This is a genomic window from Collinsella sp. AM36-4AA (assembly GCF_003467795.1).
Lineage (GTDB): Bacteria > Actinomycetota > Coriobacteriia > Coriobacteriales > Coriobacteriaceae > Collinsella.
In genome coordinates, this window is sequence record NZ_QSHS01000011.1 from 37323 (window position 1) to 60569 (window position 23247).

Sequence of the window (23247 nt, forward strand, 5' to 3'; positions counted from 1 at the left end):
CTATCTCTGTGCGCGTTTGCCCTGCTGGTCGCGATGCTGTTTAAGCATCGCGCGCTCCTTGCGTTCGACCCTTTTGCCCTTAATGGCCGTGACCACAAAGTAGATGACCGCGGCGGCAACGATTGCGCCCACACACAGGCCAATCGAGCCCAACATTGCTGTCAATTCCATACCGCGTCACCTCTCTTTTAAACGGGACTTTCAAGATAGCACCTCGATCCCCGCCACCACAGCTCCTTCACGTTCGCCGCCCTTCGGTCTAACGGAGGACGCGGCGGGGAAAAATCAACTCGTCAAACGATTTAGCAAGCACAACGCTGCCGGTACCCTGCCGGCCGTCATCACATAGAATCGAGCCTCCATGGATACCCTCAACGATCTAAACGAGCGCGTCGACGCCTTCGTCGGCACCAGCTCCTTCGACACGCCTGCCGCGGCAAACGACCAAGCTCCCATCGATGTGCCCGCCGAGGTTCACGAAGACATCGTCGCCTCGGTCGATTTCTCCGAGGTCGAGCTCGCAGACGAGTTCACCGAGCCCCAGGTAGCCGTCACGCCCAACGGCCTGCTCCCTATGGAGCCCCTGCCCATCGACGGACGTCTGCGCAAGGCTGCCCTTCGCATGCCCGACGAGATCGAGGAGGCCAGCGGCTTCACGCTCTTCGGCCGCCGCATCAAGTCGCTCATTTACACCACCGATGTCGCGGTTATCCGCAACTCCAACGCCGATGCCGTCTTTGCCGTTTACCCCTTCACGCCGCAGCCGGCCATTACGCAGGCACTGTTGACCGTCGCCGAGTGCCCGGTCTTTGTAGGCGTGGGCGGCGGAACTACGACCGGTAAGCGCTCCGTTCAGATGGCAGCCGTCTCCGAGATGCAGGGCGCGGCGGGCTGTGTGGTCAACTCCCCCGCCACCGCCGAGATGGTCGAGCACATCACCAACATCGCCGACATCCCCGTCATCGCCACGGTCGTACGTTGCGACGACGATGCTCACGCAAAGGTGCGCGCCGGCGCCAAGATTCTTAACATCGCCGCTGGCAAAAACACGCCGCAGGTCCTGCGTGAACTGCGCGAGCACTATCCCAACCTGCCGCTCATCGCGCCGGGCGGCAAGACGCCAGAAAGCATCCGTGAAACCATCGCCGCCGGCGCCAACGCCATCATCTGGACGCCGCCTTCGGCCCAGCAGCTACAGACCGACATGATGCAGCGTTATCGCAAGATGAAGGAAGACGCCACACCTGTCATCTCGCACGACGATGTGCCCATTATCGACCAGGTCTCCGCCGCCGAGGTCAGCCAGGTCGAGAACATGAATCCCGACGTGCCGATTCCCGACGAAGTCATCGAGCGCGTCGCTTCGATCCACGAGCGCGTCGAGGAGCATCGCGCCAACCGCGGCCTCAAGCCGTCACTGCACGGCTTCTTCTTCCGCGGAAAGAAACGCTAACCCCCAACAGCAAGGCCCGCCCCACAAACGTGAGGCGGGCCGTTTTCGTTTGAGCAATCATGCAGCGATGTGATGGGGCAAACTAATCCACGCGCTTGTCGCCCATAAAGAAGAGCGCCACCGTACCAGGTCCGGTATGCGAGCCAATCAGAGTACCGATGTTATTGATCTCAATCTTGCCTTTAAGCTGCGGAATCTGTTCCTCGATCAGCGCCGCAACTGCTTCGGCATCCTCGCGGCACGCCGAGTGCGACATGATGCACTTACCCGAATAATCCGCACCGTCCTGCACGTGTGCCATCATGGTCTTAGCCATCTCGGAAATCGCGCGCTTCTTAGTGCGAATCTTCTCACGTGGCGACAGCCCACCTTCGCAATCGACCGTCATAAGCGGGCAAATCTTAAGCGCCGTGCCGATGATCGCGCTCGCAGCCGAAATGCGACCGCCGCGCAGGTAGCTCGACAGATCGGTCGAGAAGAACCAGTGGTGCAGGTTGAGCTTGTGCTCCTCGATCCAGGCAGCCGTCTCGTCGAGTGAAGCCCCGCTATCGCGCACGTCGGCGGCACATTCCGCCAGCAGGCCAAAGCCCGAAGACGCCGCCAGCGAATCGATGATGCGCACCTTGCCGCCCTGGGGATAGCGATCCGCGAGCATCTGCGCCGCAACGCAAGCCGAGCCATACGTACCCGAAATACCCGACGACAACGTCAGGTGCAGCACGTCTTTACCCTCGGCAACAAGCGGCTCCCAAAACTCCTCGTACTCACCCACGCTCACCTGAGACGTCTTGGGCATGGCGCCCGCGGATATCTGAGCAAAAAACTCGTCCGGCGTAATCGACTGATACAGATCGTCCGTATAGACAACATCGTCGATCTCGTAATGAAAACACACGACAGGGATATTGCGCGATTCAAAGAACTCCCGAGTTCGATCGGCGGCGGATTCACAGGTCAGGACAAAATCACTCATATGAGGCTCCTTACTCATTGCTGCGCAAATTATCGCACAGTGAGCCTACATACGGTACATATGTCCACTATTTACCAAATCGAACCAATAATAGCGAGCATCTTTACCACCATCGTCTCCACCGACCCCACGCATAAATATCTGAGAAAACACCTTCTGTCGTCTCCACCCAACCGCCATATCTACCTCAACTAAATCGATTTACCAAACCGTTCGGCCAACAATTCGACCTCCCACCCCCAATCGAAACAAAAGCGGCGCATACTGATAAACGTTTGACGCTGTTTATCAGTTTTACCAACCCCATCGGAAGGTGTTTCATGGTCGCATTCGATCGCAATCCGCAAGACTTCAAGTATCTGCGTCTGCTGTCGAAACAATTTCCCACCGAGCAATCCGCGTTTACCGAGATCATCAATCTCTCGGCCATCCTCAACCTGCCCAAAGGCACCGAGCATTTTATGAGCGACGTGCATGGCGAGTACGAAGCCTTTATGCACATCCTCAACAACTGCTCGGGTGTCGTGCGCGAGCATGTCGACGAGATTTTTGGCGACACGCTTTCCTTTGACGAAAAGGGCGAGCTGTGCACGCTCATCTACTACCCGCGCGAGAAGATCGACCTGGTCCGCAGCCGGCGCGAAGACTCGCCCACCTGGTACAGGACGATGCTTGACCAGCTCATCATGGTCGCCCGCTCGCTTTCGAGCCGCTATACGCGCTCCAAGGTGCGTAAGGCCATCCCACGCGATTACGCCTACATCATCGACGAGCTGCTGCACACGCATCCGGACGAGAACAACTATCGCGTGCGTTATCACGAGCGCATCGTGGAGTCCATTCTTGAGACCGCCAGCGCCGACGACTTTATCGAGTCACTCGCCTCGCTCATCAAGCGCCTGGCCGTCGACCACCTGCACCTGGTAGGCGACATCTTCGACCGCGGCGGCGGCGCTGCCAAGATTATGGACCGTCTGCTCACCTACCATTCACTCGACATCCAGTGGGGCAACCACGACCTGCTGTGGATGGGCGCTGCGGCCGGTGAGCCCGCCTGCATCGCCACGGTGCTGCGCAACAACCTACGCTACGACAACTACGAGATTCTCGAGAACGACTACGGCATCTCGCTGCGTGAGCTTGTCGCCTTTGCCGATGCCACCTACACCGCCGGTGAGTCCATCACCCCGCTAATCAAAGCCATCAACGTCCTGCTCTTTAAGCTCGAGGGCCAGATTATCCAGCGCCACCCCGAATTCGATATGACCGATCGCCTGCTACTCGACAAGATCGACCACGACACCGGCACGGTCACGCTCGCCGACGGCAGCGTGTGGCCGCTCACGACCAACGACTTCCCCACCGTCGACCCGGCGGACCCCTATACGCTCACGCCCGAGGAGCAGCACATCATCGACAAGCTCGTGTCCGAGTTTGTCACCGCCGATCACCTGCATCGCCACATCGATTTCCTCTATTCCCACGGCTCCATGTACAAGGTCGCCAACGGCAACCTGTTGTTCCACGGCTGCGTGCCGCTCAACGAGGACGGCACCTTTAGCAGCATGAACTGCCTGGGCACCTGGCACGCTGGCCGCGATTACTTCGACTTTTGCGATTACATTGCACGCCGTGCCTGGCGCGTGGGCGACCGAGACGCCCTCGACTGGATGTGGTACCTGTGGATCGGCTTTAACTCACCTGCCAGCGGACGCGTGGTACGCACCTTTGAGCGCGCCTACATCGCCGACAAGAGCACGTGGGTCGAGCCGATGGACCCGTACTACACGCTCACCACGTCCTCGTCCGTTTGCGACGATATCATGCGCGAGTTCAACGTCGCTGCCATGGCCTGCTCGCCGACGGGCCACATCATCAACGGCCATACGCCCGTCAAGACCACCAAGGGCGAGCAGCCCATCCGCGCCAACGGCAAGCTGCTGGTCATCGATGGCGGTTTCTGCCGCGCCTACCACCCCAAAACGGGCATCGCCGGCTACACACTTATCTCGAGTTCGCGCGGATGCCGCCTTAAGTCGCACCAAGCCTTTACCACGGTTGCCGAGGCGCTTACCCGCAATGTCGACATCGAGAGCGAGACTAACCGCTTTGACCAAGCAGACCGTCGCCGCATGGTGAGCGACACCGATACTGGCGCCAAGATCCGCAGCCAAATCCAGGACCTGCGTCAACTGCTCGATGCATATAGAAACGGTGCTATCGAGGAGCGCGCCTAGCACCACCCGCGGGGATTGGCTAAACTTGCTGAGTTTGTCATCCCCGCGGCGCTTCGGCGCCACCTTAAGGCAGGTACCATGCAAAAGCTCCTCGCGCAGATCATGAAGTTTGGCGTCGTCGGTGTCATTGCCACGGTTATCGACTTTGGCATTATGAATCTGCTCCACTACGGACTGGGCCTCAACATCCTAATCGCCAACACCAGCGGCTTTATCATCTCTCTCATCTTTAACTACGTCGCCAGCATGAAGTACGTGTTTGCGCACAAGGAGGGCATGAGCCGCCGCCGCGAGTTCATTATCTTTGTCGTGCTGTCCGTGATCGGTTTGGTGCTCAACGACGGTATCGTGCTGGCGCTCAACGCCGGCCTGGGGCTCGAAGCCAATATCGCCAAGATTTGCGCCACCGCGCTTGTCATGGTCTACAACTTTGTGACCCGAAAGATCTTCCTGGAGGGCGACGAGACCAAATAGCTCGACACCCCTGCAGCATTACGGCGCCCATGGACGACGCGCGCTCAGCGCAGTATCGTCCGTGGGTGCCGCTCGTTTACGGGCAAATTTTCAACGTTTGCGGATTAGCACTTGATAATTTGGCGAGTTCGTATAGTTCTTGGCAAAGACCTTACGTTTCCCTTGCAAAAGCTCTAAAGTATCCTCTGCTCGATTCATCAACGCATTGGATGTGATTACGTGCGCAAGGCACTGGCACAACCTCATACTAAGCAGTTCCTCAAGTTCGCTGTCGTGGGCCTTATCTCCTTTGGCATCGACTGGGGTATGCTCATTGCGCTCGTCGAGCTGTTTCACCTCGACTTTTTGATGAGCACCACGGTTTCGTTCATCACGTCCGTCGTGGTCAACTACTGGCTCAGCATGAAGTACGTGTTCGACCATCGCGAGGGCATGAGCCGCAAGCGCGAGTTCACGATCTTCACCATCCTGTCGGTGATCGGTCTGGGCCTCAACGACCTGTACATGTTTGTGGGTGTCACGTTTTTGAGCATCGGCTACCAGGCCATGAAGGCCATCGCCACGTTCCTCGTCACCTGGTACAACTACTTCAGCCGCCGCTTCTTCCTCGAGGGCGCACGGTCGTAGTCGATTCACTACTTGCTTGAATGTATAACCGGCTGGAATTCCCATTCCAACCGGTTTTTTATTTGTCGAGGTCCCCGGCGACCCAGTCCTCTACGCATGAAAAACGGGCGGCCCGGATGCTTATCCGAACCGCCCGTTTGGTGCGATATGTCGAGGCCTCTAGCCTGTAACGTAATACCAGACCACGTTGTCGCCGTTGGAGAGAACGTAGTTGCTGCAGGCCGTCATGGGCGTTGTGCCGTTGACGGAGTACATCCAGCCACTCGTGCCGCCGTACTGTTTCTCGGCCAAACCACCAATCGCGGAGACATACGTGCCGTACGACGAGCCATGTGCGTTGACAGAAAGGCCCAGCGCGCACAGGGCATCGTAGACGGTAGCACCTTCGTCAAAGGTAAAGGTGCCACCAGAGGACACAGGATTGCCCACGGCGCTCGATGTGACCGAAACCGTTACCGTTACGTAGTTGGACTCCTGCGAGCCGCCCTGACCGCCCGAGGGAGCGCTTCCGCCATTAGAGCTGGAGGCTCCATCAGACGACTGACCGCCGCCCGAAGAAGCACCGCCAGACACATTGGAAGTATCGCCGGCTCCCGTATTCTGGGCAGCGGATTTATCTCCAGACTTCTTGCCGTCCCGACCATCGGACTTCTTGCTATCCGAGCTTTTATCCGATTCCTTGTTTGAAGACTCGGAATCGTCCTTGGACTCATCCTTTGCGTCATTCGATGACTTGGAATCCTTGGAACTGGCCTCGACCGAAGTCGTAGTCGAGCCAGACGCCTTGGTGTCCTTGGTGACGACGCTCTCCCCCGTCACGGTCTGAATGATCCAGTCGATGGACCAGGCACCGCTTGTGGAAGGATGGACGAAACCCAGCGAGACGACGATCAGAATGGTGCACACGGCAGTCAGAACACCAAGGAGCGCCTTGCGACGAGGGGCGGACGCCGCCGAAGCGGCGCCCTGGTGCTTTGCATCGTCGAACTGAATGAACGAGGAATCTGGTTGCTTGGGGTCAGCGTCCTTGGATTTATTGGACACAGCCCTCACCTACCGACGTTTGGTGAACACGAGCACGCCGACGATGGCGAGACCGATGACGCCGGCGGCAACGCCAACAATGGCGAGCGGGTTGATGCCAGTCTCCTGCTCGGAAGCACTAGAGGACTTCTTAGCAGTGGTCGTGGAAACAGCACCCGTATCGGACTTGGAATCGGACTTCTTGTCGGACTTGCTGTCCTTCTTGTCAGACTTCTTGTCAGACTTCTTCTCGTCCTTCTTATCGGACTTATCGGCGTCCTTCTTGTCGGACTTGTTGTCCTTGGTCTCGGTCTTGGTCGACACCGTCGTCTTGGTCGTCGGCTTATGACCCGGGGCGATAGCGCCGCCGACCTGCTGGCCCTTCGTGCCGGAGCCGGAACCCGTGCCCGTGCCAGCACCGGAACCGTTGCCAGCGCCACCGTTGCCACCATTAGTGTCAGAACCGCCATTGCCGCCAGGGTTAACAGCATTCTTGGTCCACTTGGCATACAGCGTCAGATCGGCCGTCACCGGCGTGCTAAAGTCATACGCCTGCGTGCAAGCCTCATCGGTATACCAGCCAGCGAAGGTGTAGCCATCGCGCGTCGGATCGGCCGGCTTGACCAACTTGCCGTCGGCCGTAGTCTGGGAGTCGACCTTAGAACCCTCGCCAGTCTCAAACGAGACCTTAACGCCACCACTCAGCTTGAAAAGCGTGCCGGAATCGTTGATGTAGTAGAGGTTACCCTTGGCATCGCAGGCAATCGGCGAGTCACAGTAATTGTTGTGTCCCGCTGCGCTAAACGCATCGGTCGCCTGCGCGTCACCCATCTTGTAGCGATACACGCCACCGCCCGAGGTGTAGCTCACATAGTCGGAAGTCGCACCATAGTTGACAGTGAAATAAACGTACGCGTCATCCGCCTGGACACTCACGAGCGGTGCGCCCTTGATGCCACCGGCAGGAAGCACGGAGCCATCGGCAGACGAAACCAACGTCGTAGCAAAGTCATTATCAAGGTCGACAATCGCCAGCGCCGAACCGCCAGAAACCTCGCCACCGACAATTAGCTTATTGCCATACAGCGTGGGCATGCAGGCACAACCCGTAAGACCAAGATCGATGACGCGTTCTTCGGAAATGCGCGAAGAGGCCCTTGCGTTTGCGTCCGACAGTGCCAGCACATGGAGCTTGCCGTCACGCGAGATCACATAGGCATGCTTGCCGTCTTTGGACAGTACACAGCCGGAGTTGACGATGGCACCAACCGAAACGCTGCCGAGCACATCACCCGTCGACTTGCTAAGCATCTCAACGGTACCCGCACTCGTCGGAACCAGAATATAGCCGTCGCCCACTGTAGCGCTCGTCCAGTAGTAGCCCTCATCAGCATTAACATGCTGCCAAGAAACAGCGCCGGTCAGTATATTAATACGCGTCAGGTGACCGTTATTGTACGTACTCGTTCCATAGTCGACATCAACGGTGCCAACGTAGAGATAGTTGCCATCGACCGTCAGCTGGGAATTTGACTGGGCAGATTTGCTCACAGAGTCAGTGACCCAAACCGTCGTCAGCGTATCGGCCGTCAGAGCCTGGACCGCACCGCCGTCGAGCGGGACGATGACCAAGCCTTTCGTATAAATCGGACGCGTGGTGTAGCCAATCGCAGTCTGAAGGTTCGACTCGGCAAGCACCTTGCCCGACTCGGCGTCGATCTTAAGCAAACGCTTGTTCACGGCAAGGTAAACGTTGCCGTTCACGACAATAGGCTCACTCGCATTGGGATACGTGGCACCCGAGTAGGCCCTCCAATCGAACGTCCAAGAGCTTGCCAGCGCGCCCGTAGGCGTGGACACGTTCTTGACCACCGCATTGGAATTGCCACTCCAGTCGGCTTTCCAATCGGTCGGGCGCGAAGCGCTCGGATCGACTACGACTTCATCGGGATTAGGAACGGTGTCGCCAGGGGCGTAAGCCCAGACGATTTTGTCGCCCGACTTGAGCACGTAATCGCTATCGAGCTGAGGCCCGGGAACGCCGTTGACAAAGAACGACCATGCACCCGACAGCTCGGTGCCATCAAGCGGGGAGACAAGACTATGAACACCCCAATAACCAAATTGGTCGTACATCTTGGACTCAATGCCAATGGCATCGAAGTAGGCAGCGGAAGCGTCCTTGATCGTCGTGCCCTCGACAAACACCTGCGTCGAAGGATCGGTCCAGCGCTGCGCCTTCTCATCCTTCTTACCGATGATCTCCATTGAAACGGAAACCTGGCCGGGCATGGTTCCATCAAAGCCATAGACCCAGGTAACCTTGTCCCCGGCCTTGAGTGTGTAATTGCCCGCGCCGACATTGGCCGCCTGACCGTTAACGAAGAACTGCCAGAATTTCCAAGTGTTTTCGTTAACTTTCTCGCTCGAAAGCGTCACGGTCTTGTTGAACGGTGAAGTCAGCGACTCGAGATACCAGCCGTACGTGCCTTTTCCCGTTTTGGCGCCAATGCCGGCCTTTTTAAAGGCCTGCTCGGAAAGATCAGCAGCGGTCGTGCCCTCTTCCACCAAAGCTGTCGTGGGCTGCGCCCATGTCTGCTGAGCGCCCGAGGCGTCCTGGCCGACAACGGTGCAGCTAACGGAAATCTGATTGGCGGGCGCGGGGTCACCGTACTTCGAGTAGCACCAGACGACGGAGTCGCCGTCCTTGAGCGTGTAGCCGCCGGCGCCGACCGCGGAGACGCTGCCGTTGACGAACAGCTGCCAGTGCGCGCCGGTCGCCGGGTCGTAGGCGAGCGTGCGGCCCGCGTCGAAGGGCGACGTGATCGAGTTGAGCGCCCAGCCCCAGGAGCCGTTGGGGTCGTAGTCGGCCTTGAGGCCGGCCTGCCTGAAGAGCTGCTCGGAGAGGTCGGCCGCGGTCGAGCCCTCCTTCAGAGCGATCTGCTGCGCGGCGGCCCAGGTCTGCTGGGCGCCCTTGGCGTCGGTGCCGACGACGGAGCACGTGGCCGCGACCTCTTGGCTTGCGGCTTCGGTAGGCTGAGATTCAGCCTCATCGGAAGCGGCTACAACACTTTTGACGTTCTGTTCGGATGAATCCGGCGAAGCAGTAGAAGCCTCGACTGCGGCAGAATCGTCCGACGCTACGCCGTTGCTATCTGCGGCATTCGCCGAAGCGCCATCGTTAACCGACGCATCGCTCGCGTTAGAGCCGGTTTCAGAAACGACACCGTCGGCAGCACCGTCCGCGGCACCCGTGCCCTCGCCCGGCGTCGCAGCCTGAGCCACAGCCTCGGCAATGCCCTCGGCGCCCTCGGCCCACAGCTGAGCCGGCGTGGTGCCAAAGGCCATCGCGAAGGCCAGGAATGCCACCAGGCCGCGCTTGGCTATACCGCGTGCAATCGCGCCACGGCGATGCAACGAGGCGCACACACGCTCGTCCTCAAACATATCCATTTGTCCCCCATTGTCTGTACTTGGAGCGTTGCCTTGAGGCTGCCCCACGTCATCGCGCATGTTGCGCTCGAGTTCCCCCATCGGGGTCCTCCTTCCCTCCAGAGCCCTATGCACACCGGCGGCATACGCCGCAGCCGCACGCAAGATGGGAGGCGATCCGACTTAACCTTAACGACTCGGGCGCGCCATCCGATCTGCGACGCGAACATCCCGAGCCAAGAGGAATTACGGTTACTGGTACAGCCGGGGACTTGCACCCCGATTCTCCCAAACGCGCAGGAAAACCGCGCATTCGTGCGTCTCCGCACCACCATCTAGGCCATCGATTATTACCGTCAAAATGGTATCACGCAAAAGGGCCTCGCACGCAGGCGAAGCCCAAGGTAAAAGCTATTGTTTGCGATAGGAAAATGCGGTGACGGCCGCAGCCTCTAGTGCTTGCCGCCGTGGCTGTTGAGCCAGATATTGCGGCCCAGCATAAGCGCCAGCACCAGCGCGCTCACGTAGCCCATAAAGCCAATGACTGGGATACCAAACACAACCGGCTCGATGCGTGCGTAGTACACCACCGACGAACCGATAAACAGGCCGGCGATCACAATTGCCATCGACATGCGGTCGATAATTCCGCCCAGCTGTCGCAGCGCCTTATCGCTGCTCATGATCTGCGTGTTCACCTTAAGCTGGCCGCGCGTGAGCATACGCGAAGCCAAGCCCAGATACTCGGCCGCCTCGAGCGAGCCTTTTGCCGCGCGATAGCTGCTCGCAGCAAGATCGCGTCCCATGTCGCGCACGCGCGCATAAGTGCTTTTTTCGTTTTTGATATGCGTCTGAATGATCTGGATCATGTTGACGTTGGGCATGTACTCGGTCAACAGGCCCTCGAGCGTCACCATGCCGCGGGCGAACATCGTTACCACGCTCGGCAGCTCAACGTCGTTTTTGCGCGCCAGGTTTAACAGCGAGGTCAAAAACTCGCCGATATCCAGATCCTTCAGGTCAAGGCCCGCAAAGTCAGCCACGATAAAGTCAAGATCGGACAAAAAGGCCGAATGATCGAGCTCAGCCGAGTCGCCACGCGTCACGGCGAAGCGCATGAGCGAATCCTTGAGCTTGGGCACGTCACCCTCGGCCACGGCGAAAATCATGTCCTTGACGATACCGCGATCGTGACTCGACATGCGTCCGACCATGCCCAAGTCGATAAAGTAAACGATGCCGTCCTTGAGAATAATGTTTCCCGCATGCGGGTCGGCATGGAAAAAGCCGTCATCGAGCACCTGCGTCGAGTAATCCTCGACGATTGCGGCACCGATCTTTTCCAAGTCATAGCCCTCGGCCACCAAGCGTTCAGGATCGGCGATCGAAATGCCGTCGACGTAGTCCATAACCACCACGTGCTCGGTGCACAGGTCCAGATAGGATTTAGGACACGTCACGCCATGAACGCTCTTATGGAACTCGTAGAAGTCGTTGAGGTTTTTGGCCTCGGCCAAAAAGTTGGTCTCCTCGCGAAACGAGGTCCACAACTCCTCGGCTACGCCGTGCAGGTCAACAAATTGATCGGTGTTGACGAACTTGGAAACGATACGCACCACCGAGCGGATGATATCGATGTCCTGTGCCATAACCTGCTGCGCACCGGGGCGCTGCACCTTGACGGCCACGTCCTCGCCCGTCACCAGACGAGCGCGGTGCACCTGCGCGAGCGATGCGCTACCAAGCGGATTGGGGTCGATCGCATCGAACATCTCCCCCAGGCGCAGGCCGTATTCTTCTTCCAGACAACTGAGTACGACCTCGTACGGCACCGGCTCCACGTCGGAGCGCAGACGACGCAGCTCGTCGCAAAAGCGTTGCGGCAGAATCTCGGACCGGTTAGCCAAAATCTGCCCCATCTTGACGAACATGGGGCCGAGTTCCTCGAGCAGGCGGCGCAAACGAACCGGCGTGAGGTTATCCCACACGCGGTACTTTTTGACCAGGCGAACAATTTGCCCAATGCGTTCGCGACGACCCGCCGGCGTGAGCTGGTATTCCTCGTCCGGCGCCATCGCTTCGGGCTCCTCGGGCACCATATCGACAGCGCGCGGCTTCTTGCGAGCGCCCGAGACGGCGGCGCCGACCTCATCGACAACCGCCGCCTCGTCACCCAAGGGATCTAGATTGTTGTAATCGGTGGTGGAATCTGCCATCTGCGCTGCTACTCGGCCTCTTCGGTATCCTTCGCATCGTCGGGCTCAACGGACTCGACGGGCACCGAGGTCACGTTGTCCTCGACCGAATCGACGATGTCGCGCACATGGGCCAGGAAGGCTGTACGCTCGGGCGCGGTCATAACGCGGACGCGAGCCAGAATGAGCTCGTCGAGCACGCGTTGGGCCGCGGTCTCGCCCTGCATGCCCAAGCGCTCGGTCAGATCGGAGATGGTACCGCCGGCCTGCTCGAACATGTCGGACACGCTGCGGGCGATATCGGGGGTGGCGGTGTCCTTGCGGACCTGCTCGCCTTTGGTGTTAAGGTCGTCGAGGACCTTCTTGCCGCCTTCGACAGCAACGGCGGCAGCGCCAAAGCCCACGTTGATGGCGCCGTTAACAAGCTGATCGAGTTTCATAACCATGGTTGTCTCCAATCACAAACAACTGCATTGGCGTTCTTGTACCCAAGATTGAGTGAAAGCGACAAAGCGTTTTAGCGCTATTCGATCGACGGGAAATCCCTATCTCACGTTGTCGTTCATCGCGAAAGAGTTCTTCATGGCGCAGCTCGTGGTGTAGAGCACCTTGCCCAACAGGGCATCGGTCTCCACGCGCACGAGCTCGGCAAACTCCTCGTTGGCGCGTGCAAGCTCGGCAGGCACCTCGGCCTCGGGCAGCGCGGCTACGGCAGCGTCGACGTCATGAATCTGCTTGTGGCCCATGCCGCCGACCTTCTCCTGATAATCCTCGACTGCGCGGCCGCACTCATGGAAGCGGACGTCGGCCAGCGCGCCGATCAGGCGGTTGGCCCAGTAGAAGTTTTCGGACGTCACGCGAGCCTGCGTGTCGGCAAAGTACTCGGGCATGGTCTCGACGTTGGCGTACAGCGGAACCAGCGCGTTAAACGAGTTGGAGCCAAAGGCCATCCACTGCACGGCGCGGTAGGCCGGATGCGCATAGGGGCGCAGCTGCAGCACAGCGAGCTGGCTGTTGCGGTTGATACCGATGGGGCGATAGGCGCCGCGTGTGGCGGGCGTGCCCTTGCTGCCGTAGCAGTCGTACTCCGTGCCCTGGTAGTGGCTCGAAAGCACGTACTTGATGTCCTCGATGGTCACCTTACGCTCGGGCACGCGGCTCCAGGGGATGCCATCGCTCTCGGGCGTGTAGTCGGCGTCGGGGCCGTCCCACACATCGCTGGGGTTAAGGCAGCGCTGCATGTACCACGCGCGCGGCGTGTTGTAGACATGGTCGCTGTCGCTGTGCGAGCCAAAGGCCTCGCGCGGGTTAAAGATCGCAGCCGGGCCGTCGCCATCGACGCCCAGCGTCAGGTCCAGATGCCACTCGGCCATCCAGGCACGCAGGTCGGCGGAGCACATGTGGTCGGCCTGGGCGCTCTCGGCGTCATCCAGGTCAAAGCTGTCGATACCCAGCTGGTTGGGCATGGTCACATAGGCGTCATCGGGCACGCGCTTGGCGATCCAGTGGTGGCCGCCGATGGTCTCGAGCCACCAGATCTCGTCCACGTCGCTAAAGGCAATGCCGTTGTTCTCGTAGGTGCCATAACGCTCGAGCAGGTCACCCAGAATGCGTACGCCGTCGCGGGCAGATTTGGCATATGGCAGCACCAGGGTCACCATGTCCTCCTCGCCCAGGCCACCGGGCTGTGCCGGAACGTATCCGTCCTCGCCCTCGTTGCCCTTGGCGGGCACGTAGTCCACGAGCGGGTCGGCGCCGCGAACGCGCTCGTTAGTGGTGAGCGTCTCGGTTGCGGACATGCCCACATTGAGCTCGTTGAAGCCCGCCTCGGCCCAAATGCCGTGACCGGGAATAACATCGGGGACGCTCGTGTAGCGCATGGGATTATCGGGCAGCTCAACGGTCAGGTGACTCAGGACGCTCGTGTAGACGCGCGGCTGCTCGTCGGGATGCACCACGCGCATACGCTTGGGCTCAAACACCCCGTTGGACGAGTCCTCGTTGCGGGCAACCAACGTCGACCCGTCGTAGCTCGCGTTCTTACCAACCAAAATCGTTGTGCACGGCATGCGCATCCTCCTTGAGCGAAGAAATCAAACGATAACAGTGTATCGCTTCGGCGCAGAAAGGGCGAAACCGCGGCGCTGGCAACCCCTGTGGTCAAAAAATGCCAAATGTGAGTACTGTCACCAATTTAGTAACATCAATTTTGCTACGTATGGGTGCCAAAAGTCTACATTTGTTCAAAAATTAGATGATGTAATTCCTCATAGGTCCAATAAAATAGGCTCTTTATCGATAATAAATATCGTTAGAGAGCCTATTTGACCTAAAGAATATGTGACTATCTTGGCAACAGTACTCATATTTGGCATTTTTTGTCCACGGGGTATAGAGCTAACCCCTCAAACAGCCCAAAACGCCTATTTCGATGCGCGCTCGGCCGCCTCGATCACGTGTTTGGCGAGGATCGCCGTCGTCACAGCGCCCACGCCGCCCGGCACGGGCGTGATGGCGTTAACGACCGGCTCCGCAGCATCAGAATCGACGTCACCCACCAACTTGCCAGCGGCCTCGTCCCAATTAATGCCAACATCAATGATCGTCTGGCCCTCTCGAACCGCATCCACGTCAATCGTACGCGCGCGTCCAACGGCGGCAACCACAATGTCGGCAGCACGGCACTCGGCAGCAAGGTCGTGCGTATGCGTATGGCACGTCGTCACTGTGGCATTGCGAGCCGTAAGCATGGCGGCAACGGGACGGCCAATCACCAGCGACCGACCAACGACCGCGACCTTGGCCCCATCCAGCTCAACGCCGTAATGATCCAGCAAAGCAAGCACGGCTTCGGCTGTGCAGGGGGCAAAACCCTCGCCGCGCCCCGAAAGCGTGGTGAGCAGCGAAGTCGGCGTCATGGAGTCAACGTCCTTGGCAGGATCGAGTGCCGCGGCAACCGCGTCCTCGTCAAGGCCGGCGGGCAGCGGGCGGAACATCAGGCAGCCATGAACAGACGAATCGGTATTGATGTCCTCGATGGCCGCCAACAGCTCGTCCTGCGAAACATCGGCGGGAAGCAAAACGCGGCGAGCCTCAATGCCAACCTTTTCGCAGCGCTTGAGCGCACCGCGCTCGTAGGATAGGTCGTCCTCGCGTTCACCCACGCGCACGATAGCCAGCGTCGGCACAACGCCGCGCTCGCGCAAAGCCACGCAGCGAGCAGCAAGTTCCTCAGTCAAAGCGCGAGCAACGGGGGCACCCTTCAGCAGTTCAGCCATGGCTATCCCCTCTTCCTTGCGGCGTCGGCGGCGCGGCGCGCCAGCGCATCGGCGCGCGGCAACCACATGTCGAGCAACTCATCACACGCCGTCTCGAGCTCCTCAGCACGAGCGCGATCCTTCATAGACGTGGTGTTCGCAAAGAGCGTCAAGCTCGCGCCCTGCATAGCGGAACGGCAGAACACGGCGCCGCACGCCACATCGGACAGCAGCTGACGCGAACCCTTGTCGGCCATGTCCTCGAGCAGCGCCAGCGCACGCCCGCAGGCATCCATAATGCGATACGGCGGCATAGCGGCCACATGCAGCGCATCCTGAATCGCGGTCGCTCGAGCCGGATCGTCACGCGGAATACCGTACGCCGCGGACACCTGCCCATAGGCACGAACGTCCTCGGCAACCAACTCGACAAGCTCCTGGGCCAGCTCATCAGCCTGGGCAAACGCGCGCGTCAGGTCATCCGCGCGATCGGCAAGCGCGGGGTTGGTCGCGCCGTAGCGCGCGACCATCCCGCACAGCGAGGCGCCCAGCGCACCCACAAAGGCGCTCGCGCTGCCGCCGCCGGGCACCGGCTCGCGCGCGGCAAGCGCCTCGGCAAACCCGCGGCAGGTCTTGTCCATCATCTCTTGGCTCATACGCATGCACCTTCAAGTCATATACATCGGTCGGGTGGCAACCGCCGACCGACCGCATCGATCACATAATGGTGCTAAGTCTAGCCCATAAGCACATGGGCGTCAGCGCACCTGGCCATCGCGGATTTCTATGGCACACGATAGGCGGCAGCGACACAAACATGGGACACATGACCCACCTTTCGAGACTTCCGGGCAGCGGCAACTGGAGCATACATATAGGTAAGGAGCCCTATGTTGGGGCAAGCTCATCACGGCACCGGACGACGAATGGAGGAATAACCGCACAGTAAACAAAGACATCATGTGCATGCGTAACCGCCGCCCCAGCGATCCGCGGCACACGATGTCCCTGGCAGACAAGGAGGACGCCACCATGAAGAAAAAGACCCTATCGATCCTTTCCCTTTGCATCGCCCTCTTTGCCGCATTTGCCCTTGTCGGCTGCGGCGGGAGCGCATCGGGCGGAGGCGGCAGCACCGCCAAGAGCGAGAGCAAGGAAAAGGCCCCCGTCGCCAAGAAGACCGACTTTATCTGGTTTAAGGTCGAGATGCCCGAGGGTGTCGGCGTAAGCGACTCCGCCGGCAAGAATGCCGACAGGGTTCAGCTCACCTTCCCCGAAGACGAGAACGCCTCGGCCGATCGCTTTATCCCCGTTTGGAAAAAAGCGCTGACGGCCGAGGAGTCCCACGCCGACCAGGCAGAAAAGAAGGGGGATACGTTCCAGTGGAAGGATGGCGGGTCCGTCGAATATAACGGCAGGACGTGGCTCGTCGGAACGTACGAAGACAACAGCGGTATCTCAACCATCCTTTTTACCGACGTTGAACCAGGAAGCGTCTACGTCCTCATCTCGAACTTCGACCAGCACAAGAAAGAAGCCGAGGCGCTCCTCAACTCCATCGAGTTCCCCGATGACATGGCAGAGGCAGTTTCCGAGGCGCGCGAAGTCGAGATTTCGAGCATCGAGATCAAGCATTAGGGGCTCGCACGCAGCATCGCATGCGCAGTCATTAAATGATCGGACGCCCAGCCAGGGGAGGATCGGATCGGCCGGCCCTCCCCTCTTTTGCGCCCCACTTAACGGCGCAAATCCGGCCCTCAGAATGGGACACATGGCCCACCCTAGCGAGCCGCCCGCGCGTACAGTAAAGGCAGGTAATCCATGGGCGGTTACAGATCGAGGAGGACACGACCATGAAAAAGAAGGCCTTAGCGATTCTCACCCTCTGCATCAGCCTCTTTGCCGCGGTTGCCCTGGTGGGCTGTGGCGGAAGCGGTGGCGCTACCGGCAGCAGCGGTGGCGGCGGAGCAGAAAAGTCAGCCGTGGATATGAGGACCGACTTCATTTGGTTTAAGGTCGAGGTCCCCGAGGGCGTCGAGATTACCGACGTTGCCGGCGACACGGCCGACAGGGCCCAGTTTAAGTTCACCGAAAGCGAGCACGCGAGCGACCGCTTCATTCCTGTCTTCGACCCCGACAAGAACGCCGACGAGCTGTTCGACTACGAGGCAAAGTGGAAGGCCAACTCCGGATGGACCGAAAGCGACCCCGTTAAATACAACGGCAAGACCTGGCGCAGTGCTTACTTCACGCACTCGGGCGGCGTAACGACTGAGTACTTCACCGACGTTGAGGGCGGCAGCGTCTACGTGCGCATCGACAACGTCGAGGAGCACAAGGACGCCGTCGAAGCCATGATGAAGTCCCTGGAATTTGCCGATGACATCGCCAAGGCCAAGACTGAGGCCATGGACGTCAAGCTCGACGATATCGAGATCAAGCGCTAAGCGACTGGCGAGCGCAACGGGAAACACGGGCGCAGCGCTAACAAGCGGCGGTGCCCCAGCGCTTCGTACCCAGGGAGGGCCGGTAAACCGGCCCTCCCTTTCTTATGCCGGTAGCCGGCGAACGCGAGGGTGCCGGACGCCGGAACCGCCCCAAATGTGGCAACAGTACGAAAACGACAAACACCTCAACACGTCCGCCCACCGATTTATTGCGCCGCGCAGACAATTAAACCAGCATCTTTAAACATCTGGGCAGTATAGTGACCAAAACTATCGCATAACCGCACGCTGCGAATGGAGGAGTTATGACCGAACACCATGCCATCAGCCGCCGAGCATTTACGCTGGGCTTAGGTCTTGCGGCGCTGTCGCCGCTTGCAAGCCTGCCAGAAACCGCGGCACCGGGCATTCCCCTGCGAGCGGCATTTGCAGACGACACGCCCAAACCGGCGGAGCACCTCGGTAATTTCGTCATTCGCCTTCGCCCCGCGGGCTATTTTCGTACTGCAAGCGTCAACCAAGACGGCAACGTTCGCGGCAACGTCTGCCACCTGTTTAATGACGGTACGTCCAACAAGCTCATCCTTGAGAACGTAACGACCAAGAATGACGATACAAACTGGTATGCTATCCGCACCTTGCTCAATTTCGAAGAGCATAAAAAGACGGGCTACAGCATTTGGTCGGTCGACGACGACTCGGACAAAGACGGAAAGGTCATCCACGTATGGGGCGGCGAGTATGACAACAAGCCCAGCCGCGCTTTTGCGTTCGAGCGTCAATCAAACGGAACCTATATCATCCGAGACCGCACGGTCGAGAAAGAAACCGAGAAAAAAGACATTAAGTACTTGGCAATAGAATCGAACGGCAAAGACCAGGACAACAATAAGATCTGCCATAAGAGTAAGAGCATTCCGTGGGAGCTCGAACTTATCGGTTACGACATGAAAAAGAACGATGCCACGGTTAGCAGCCTCGACTGGATCACGTACAGCAGCTACGTCGATGGGCCATGTTGGATGAAATACGTCGACGACAACAAGTTCCTCGACGAGCTGAGCATCCCGGGTACGCACGATTCGGGCACCTGCAGCGTGGACAACGACACTGAGCCCCAATCCTCGCAAGTAAAATGCCAGCAGGATTACATTCCCACGCAGTTGCTCGAGGGAATCCGCTATTTTGATATCCGACTCGGAAAGGGCGACGACCCCGGTATCGACCACGGGATTTTCTACCTACTCAAAAAAGACGGGAACTATCCGCATCTCTCCGATGTCATCGGGTACTTCAAAACGTTTTTGAACGAAAACCTGTCAGAAGCGCTCATCATGCTCGTATCGCGCGGCAACGATGAGGCTACCGACGAAAGCATAACGACGGCCTTCGCCAAGGTTATGGCCGATAACCCCAACCTGTTCTACACGTCGAGCCACGTCCCCACGCTGGGCGAGGTGCGCGGAAAGATCGTTCTGCTGCGTCGATTTAGGCTCGCCGGCAACAGTGCAAGCGGCCATACGTGGGGCCTCAACCTTACCGAATGGGATGACAAGATCAAGGCTCACTCCGACAGCACCACTATGTGTCTCGTCCAAGACGCGCGGGGCTTTGAAGCCGCGGGGGAAACAGGCGACAAAGAGCCCTATTGCACCAAGGTATACGCCCAGGACAAGTACAAACTCACGGGAACCGACAAGCTCAGCTGGGTCGATAATGCGCTGAAGGAAACGACCGGGCGCACGCGCAACAAGGTGGACGTCGTGGACGATGACAGGGCCAAGGTGCAAGTCCAGGAGCGTTGCTGGTCTATCAACTACACCAGCTGCACGGGCTTGTCGCACGGAGGCAATCCTTTTACCTCGGCACGAGTAGTCAACGAGCATCTGTACAAGAGCCCGTACATCAATCCCAGCGGCACCGAGGATACAAAGTCAGATTACCTCAAGCACATTGGCATCATCGCATCCGACTTTGTTGATGCGGCGCTGGCCCGGAGCATCTATCAGCGCAATTACGATGCGAAGCACACGCAGTCGGCTTCGTACTACCTCCCGACCCGTATGCGCATGACATACGGCGACTCGCTGAGCGATGCCTCACTCCAGGATGGCAAGACCGTTGGCGAGGGTCATTTCCGTCTCGTCGACAGCAGCAACGTACTCAACGTGGCGGCTTCGGGCCATGCGTTTACCATCGAATATGTGGATGTCGACGCCTTGGGCAACGAGACCGTTACGGAGCTGCGGGGTCATGTGCCCATCGATATCGATCCGCGCGCGTTGACGCCCCATTTTGAGGGGCTCGAAGGCCTTAAGGCCGGCGAAGACGTGCGCGCCAAGATTGCGGCATCACTCGAGGGCAAGCTCGAAACCGATGCCTGCACGGCCCAGCTCGAGTTTGCGCACGACGCGGACGGCGCTCCGGGCACGGCAATGGTCGAGGGCGAGGCATTTACCGCAGGGACGTACTGGGTGCGCGCGAAAGGCCTTTTGGGCGACGCGGCGCAGAACTACAAGCTTGCCAATGACGGAGCCGCGAGCTTTACCGTGACGGCTTCGGGCAACGCAGGCGCTACGGACACCGGCGACGGCAACGGCACCAACGCAGGCGGCGCCGACAAGAACGACAAGGGCAACAAGCGCAAGGGCTCAGGCGAAAAGCTTGCCGGCACAGGCGACGGCTCTGGCATCGCCGCCGGGCTCGCTGCCGCCGCCGTGGCGACGACAGTCGCCGGCGCAGCAATGCTTGCCAGCGAACGCGAAAACGCTGGGGACGACAGCGAATAGGCAAGCCGACCCTTTTGGACACATCGGCTCGACGAGGGGCGCAGGACACCGTTCTGTGCCCCCTGATTTTTACCTTGGCCCGAACGCCGCCATACGCTACATCACCATGTTCAGCGCGTTAACAAACTCCTGGGCCTTCGCACGACTGCTCAGGCTAAAGACACAAGCAGTCAACAGCCTGTTGCGCAGAAAAACATCGCGGCCTTTGATTCTATTGACGCCCGTAATGTCCTTAAGATAGACAATTTCGGCGTGCTTGCCACCAAAAGTGCCCTTCTTGAGCACCTCGATGCGGTTGGGGTAGATCTTGACGTCTTTAAACCTACCCGAACCCTTGTCCTGAAACAGCAAGGTGTTGTTGTCCATGCATGTCACTCCCATGGGGTTCGTGAAAACTGTCTCTATTGCCACATTTTAGTCACCGCAAGGCCCCCATGCGAAGGTGCCAGACAACGCAGCAATTCGTGTCAGCGCGAGGCTTTAAACTAAATGCAATAAAGATGCACTCCTCAAGAGGAAAGTCGGGCGATATTGATGGGTGAACTGGTAAACCGCGGGGAATCGGCAATCGTGCCAGAAGTTTTTTACAAGCAGGTTTCCTCGATTCTCAACGCCGCTCGCGACAAGGCCTATACCGCCATTAACTTTGCGATGGTTGAGGCATATTGGGAGATCGGCAAGAGCATTGTTGATGAGCAGGGCGGAGAGGAGCGTGCCAAGTATGGAGAGGCCCTGCTCAAGGCCCTCGCAATCAGACTTGCCAAGGATTTTGGTAAGGGTTTTGAAGCAAGGGAGCTGCGCAAAATGCGTCAGTTCTATCTTGCATTTCCAATTCGGGACTCACTGCGTCCCGAATTGAGCTGGACACATTACCGCAGGTTAATACGCATTCCTGACCCCGAAGCTCGCACCTGGTACATGAACGAATGCGCCGACTCTCGCTGGAGCACGCGCCAGCTCGAACGCCAGATTAACACTATGTTCCGCGAGCGCCTACTTGCCAGCAAAGACAAGGAGGCTGTCACCCAGGAAATCCAAAAGAGCACCCCGGCTCGTCGTCCCGAGGATATCATCCGCGACCCATATGTGCTGGAGTTTTTAGGTTTCTCGGACGATGCCGCGTTTCGCGAGAGCGATCTAGAGCAGGCGCTCATCACGCATCTTCAGAAGTTCCTGCTGGAGCTTGGCCGTGGTTTCGCTTTCGAGGCGCGCCAAAAGCGCATCACCTTTGATGGGCGCCATTTCTATATTGACCTTGTGTTTTACAACTATCTGATGCGCTGCTTCGTGCTCATCGACCTTAAGACCGATGACCTTACGCATCAGGACCTGGGCCAGATGCAAATGTATGTGAACTACTACACGCGTGAGCTCATGAACGAAGGCGACAATCCGCCCATAGGCATCGTGCTCTGCGCGGACAAAAGCAATTCGCTCGTCGAGTACACGCTGCCCGAAGACAACGACCAAGTGTTTGCCGCCAAATACCTGCCGTATCTTCCAAGCAAGGAAGAGCTGGCGCGCGAGCTGAGTGCCGAGTACCGCGCCATCAACGAAGCGACCAATGACGAAACGCAAGGGTAGCAATGAGGCTCCAGCGAGCGCGACAACGGCAACGGATCGCTCATGCGCATCGCTCCCCTGGCGTTCACCGATGCGACAGACGAAGAGGTCAGCAAGGTCTCCGCGATTACGCACGCCCACAGAACGTCGACCGATGCATGCGTCATATTTGTCGAGCTGATGAGAGACGTGCTGAACGGCGCACTCCCCTCGTGGGCGCTGCAGCTGAAAAGCGCGCCCGACCACGAAATCAGGTCCGGCGGTTTCGTGCGCGACACGCTTAAAGCCGCTACCTGGTGCTTTGTCAACACCAACAGTTACGAAGATTGCGTGCTTGCCGCCGTCAACCTAGGCGACGACACCGACACCACCGCAGCCGTCGCAGGCGCCCTCGCCGGCACGGCCTACGGTATCGGCGCAATTCCGCAGGAGTGGATCAACACCCTGCGCAGTAGAGAGCTGATAGAACGGTGTTTGTTTTAGGACACCCTCTCGATGTGTGTAACCGGCATTGCCCGGAACCTCTACTCGATCTGGCGGGAATATAAGCAGTAACGGATAGCGAAGGGAGTCATGAAAAGGGCCGGCTGCAACCGACCCTTTTGACGATAATACCTGCGTTGCCCGCGTCTCCGAAGTTTGAGTAGCTGAGGAGCGGGTTCCGCGGCACCTCCTGATTTTACCCAGTGGCAAGACTCTTTTACAGCCGTTCCACCGTTTATTTACATCTGCCATCACGGGCGGGATGTTCCTTGATTCTCATCTTCATTGCAACAG

At 58.8% G+C, this 23247-nt stretch carries 18 protein-coding genes and 1 pseudogene; 9 read left to right on the forward strand and 10 right to left on the reverse strand.

Annotated elements, in window-relative coordinates; all coding sequences use genetic code 11:
* Complete coding sequence (locus DW850_RS10160; RefSeq protein WP_158549278.1) at positions 1-171, reverse strand: hypothetical protein; 171 nt, start codon at positions 169-171, stop codon at positions 1-3.
* A 190-nt stretch (positions 172-361) separates the two neighbouring features.
* Here DW850_RS10160 and DW850_RS05010 point away from each other — a divergent pair, with 190 nt between their 5' ends.
* A complete protein-coding gene (locus DW850_RS05010) occupies positions 362-1453 on the forward strand; it encodes a hypothetical protein (RefSeq protein ID WP_117786418.1) in 1092 nt (363 codons plus the stop codon).
* Positions 1454-1535: 82 nt separating this feature from the next.
* Here DW850_RS05010 and DW850_RS05015 read toward each other — a convergent pair whose 3' ends face one another.
* Complete coding sequence (locus DW850_RS05015) at positions 1536-2426, reverse strand: DegV family protein (protein WP_117786419.1); 891 nt, start codon at positions 2424-2426, stop codon at positions 1536-1538.
* Between the two features lie 320 nt (positions 2427-2746).
* On the opposite strand from DW850_RS05015, the gene DW850_RS05020 reads away from it, so the two are divergent.
* From DW850_RS05020 to DW850_RS05030, 3 genes are all read left to right on the forward strand, one after another.
* Entirely contained in the window at positions 2747-4663 is a 1917-nt protein-coding gene (locus DW850_RS05020) for a fructose-1,6-bisphosphatase (RefSeq protein WP_117786420.1), read from the forward strand.
* A gap of 78 nt (positions 4664-4741) precedes the next feature.
* The gene (locus DW850_RS05025) at positions 4742-5137 is read left to right on the forward strand and encodes a GtrA family protein (protein ID WP_117786421.1); all 396 of its coding nucleotides are present in this window, start codon (positions 4742-4744) and stop codon (positions 5135-5137) included.
* 219 nt (positions 5138-5356) lie between these two features.
* Positions 5357-5764, forward strand: a complete 408-nt coding sequence (locus tag DW850_RS05030; protein ID WP_022095123.1) for a GtrA family protein — start codon at positions 5357-5359, stop codon at positions 5762-5764.
* A 159-nt stretch (positions 5765-5923) separates the two neighbouring features.
* On the opposite strand, the gene DW850_RS05035 is transcribed toward DW850_RS05030, so the two are convergent.
* The 7 genes from DW850_RS05035 to DW850_RS05065 form a co-directional block, all read right to left on the reverse strand.
* Positions 5924-6808 carry a DUF4430 domain-containing protein gene (locus DW850_RS05035; protein ID WP_233540620.1) on the reverse strand — a complete coding sequence of 295 codons (885 nt, stop codon included), beginning with the start codon at positions 6806-6808 and terminating at the stop codon, positions 5924-5926.
* 9 nt (positions 6809-6817) lie between these two features.
* Entirely contained in the window at positions 6818-10240 is a 3423-nt protein-coding gene (locus DW850_RS05040; RefSeq protein ID WP_158565223.1) for a DUF4430 domain-containing protein, read from the reverse strand.
* 431 nt (positions 10241-10671) lie between these two features.
* Positions 10672-12435, reverse strand: coding sequence for an AarF/ABC1/UbiB kinase family protein (locus DW850_RS05045; protein WP_117786423.1), 1764 nt, complete (start codon positions 12433-12435; stop codon positions 10672-10674).
* 8 nt (positions 12436-12443) lie between these two features.
* A complete protein-coding gene (locus DW850_RS05050) occupies positions 12444-12860 on the reverse strand; it encodes a hypothetical protein (RefSeq protein ID WP_117583986.1) in 417 nt (138 codons plus the stop codon).
* 99 nt (positions 12861-12959) lie between these two features.
* Positions 12960-14483 (reverse strand): C69 family dipeptidase, encoded by a 1524-nt coding sequence (locus DW850_RS05055; RefSeq protein WP_117786424.1) that lies wholly within the window; start codon positions 14481-14483, stop codon positions 12960-12962.
* A 354-nt stretch (positions 14484-14837) separates the two neighbouring features.
* A complete protein-coding gene (locus DW850_RS05060) occupies positions 14838-15692 on the reverse strand; it encodes a bifunctional 5,10-methylenetetrahydrofolate dehydrogenase/5,10-methenyltetrahydrofolate cyclohydrolase (protein ID WP_117786425.1) in 855 nt (284 codons plus the stop codon).
* A 2-nt stretch (positions 15693-15694) separates the two neighbouring features.
* Entirely contained in the window at positions 15695-16327 is a 633-nt protein-coding gene (locus DW850_RS05065) for a cyclodeaminase/cyclohydrolase family protein (protein WP_158565224.1), read from the reverse strand.
* 376 nt (positions 16328-16703) lie between these two features.
* Here DW850_RS05065 and DW850_RS05070 point away from each other — a divergent pair, with 376 nt between their 5' ends.
* The 3 genes from DW850_RS05070 to DW850_RS05080 all read left to right on the forward strand — a co-directional run bounded on the left by DW850_RS05070 (position 16704) and on the right by DW850_RS05080 (position 20907).
* Positions 16704-17309: a hypothetical protein gene (locus tag DW850_RS05070; RefSeq protein ID WP_147349591.1), complete on the forward strand. Its 606-nt coding sequence runs from the start codon at positions 16704-16706 to the stop codon at positions 17307-17309.
* 215 nt (positions 17310-17524) lie between these two features.
* Positions 17525-18118 carry a hypothetical protein gene (locus DW850_RS05075; protein ID WP_117786428.1) on the forward strand — a complete coding sequence of 198 codons (594 nt, stop codon included), beginning with the start codon at positions 17525-17527 and terminating at the stop codon, positions 18116-18118.
* A gap of 305 nt (positions 18119-18423) precedes the next feature.
* Positions 18424-20907: a phosphatidylinositol-specific phospholipase C gene (locus tag DW850_RS05080; RefSeq protein ID WP_117786429.1), complete on the forward strand. Its 2484-nt coding sequence runs from the start codon at positions 18424-18426 to the stop codon at positions 20905-20907.
* 96 nt (positions 20908-21003) lie between these two features.
* On the opposite strand, the gene DW850_RS05085 is transcribed toward DW850_RS05080, so the two are convergent.
* Positions 21004-21273, reverse strand: coding sequence for a hypothetical protein (locus tag DW850_RS05085; protein ID WP_117786430.1), 270 nt, complete (start codon positions 21271-21273; stop codon positions 21004-21006).
* A gap of 204 nt (positions 21274-21477) precedes the next feature.
* Here DW850_RS05085 and DW850_RS05090 point away from each other — a divergent pair, with 204 nt between their 5' ends.
* Both DW850_RS05090 and DW850_RS05095 read left to right on the forward strand, forming a co-directional pair.
* Positions 21478-22491, forward strand: a complete 1014-nt coding sequence (locus tag DW850_RS05090) for a YhcG family protein (RefSeq protein WP_158565225.1) — start codon at positions 21478-21480, stop codon at positions 22489-22491.
* Positions 22492-22518: 27 nt separating this feature from the next.
* Positions 22519-22953 (forward strand): annotated as a pseudogene (locus DW850_RS05095) (ADP-ribosylglycohydrolase family protein); the annotation flags it as partial.
* Between the last annotated feature and the right edge of the window lie 294 nt (positions 22954-23247).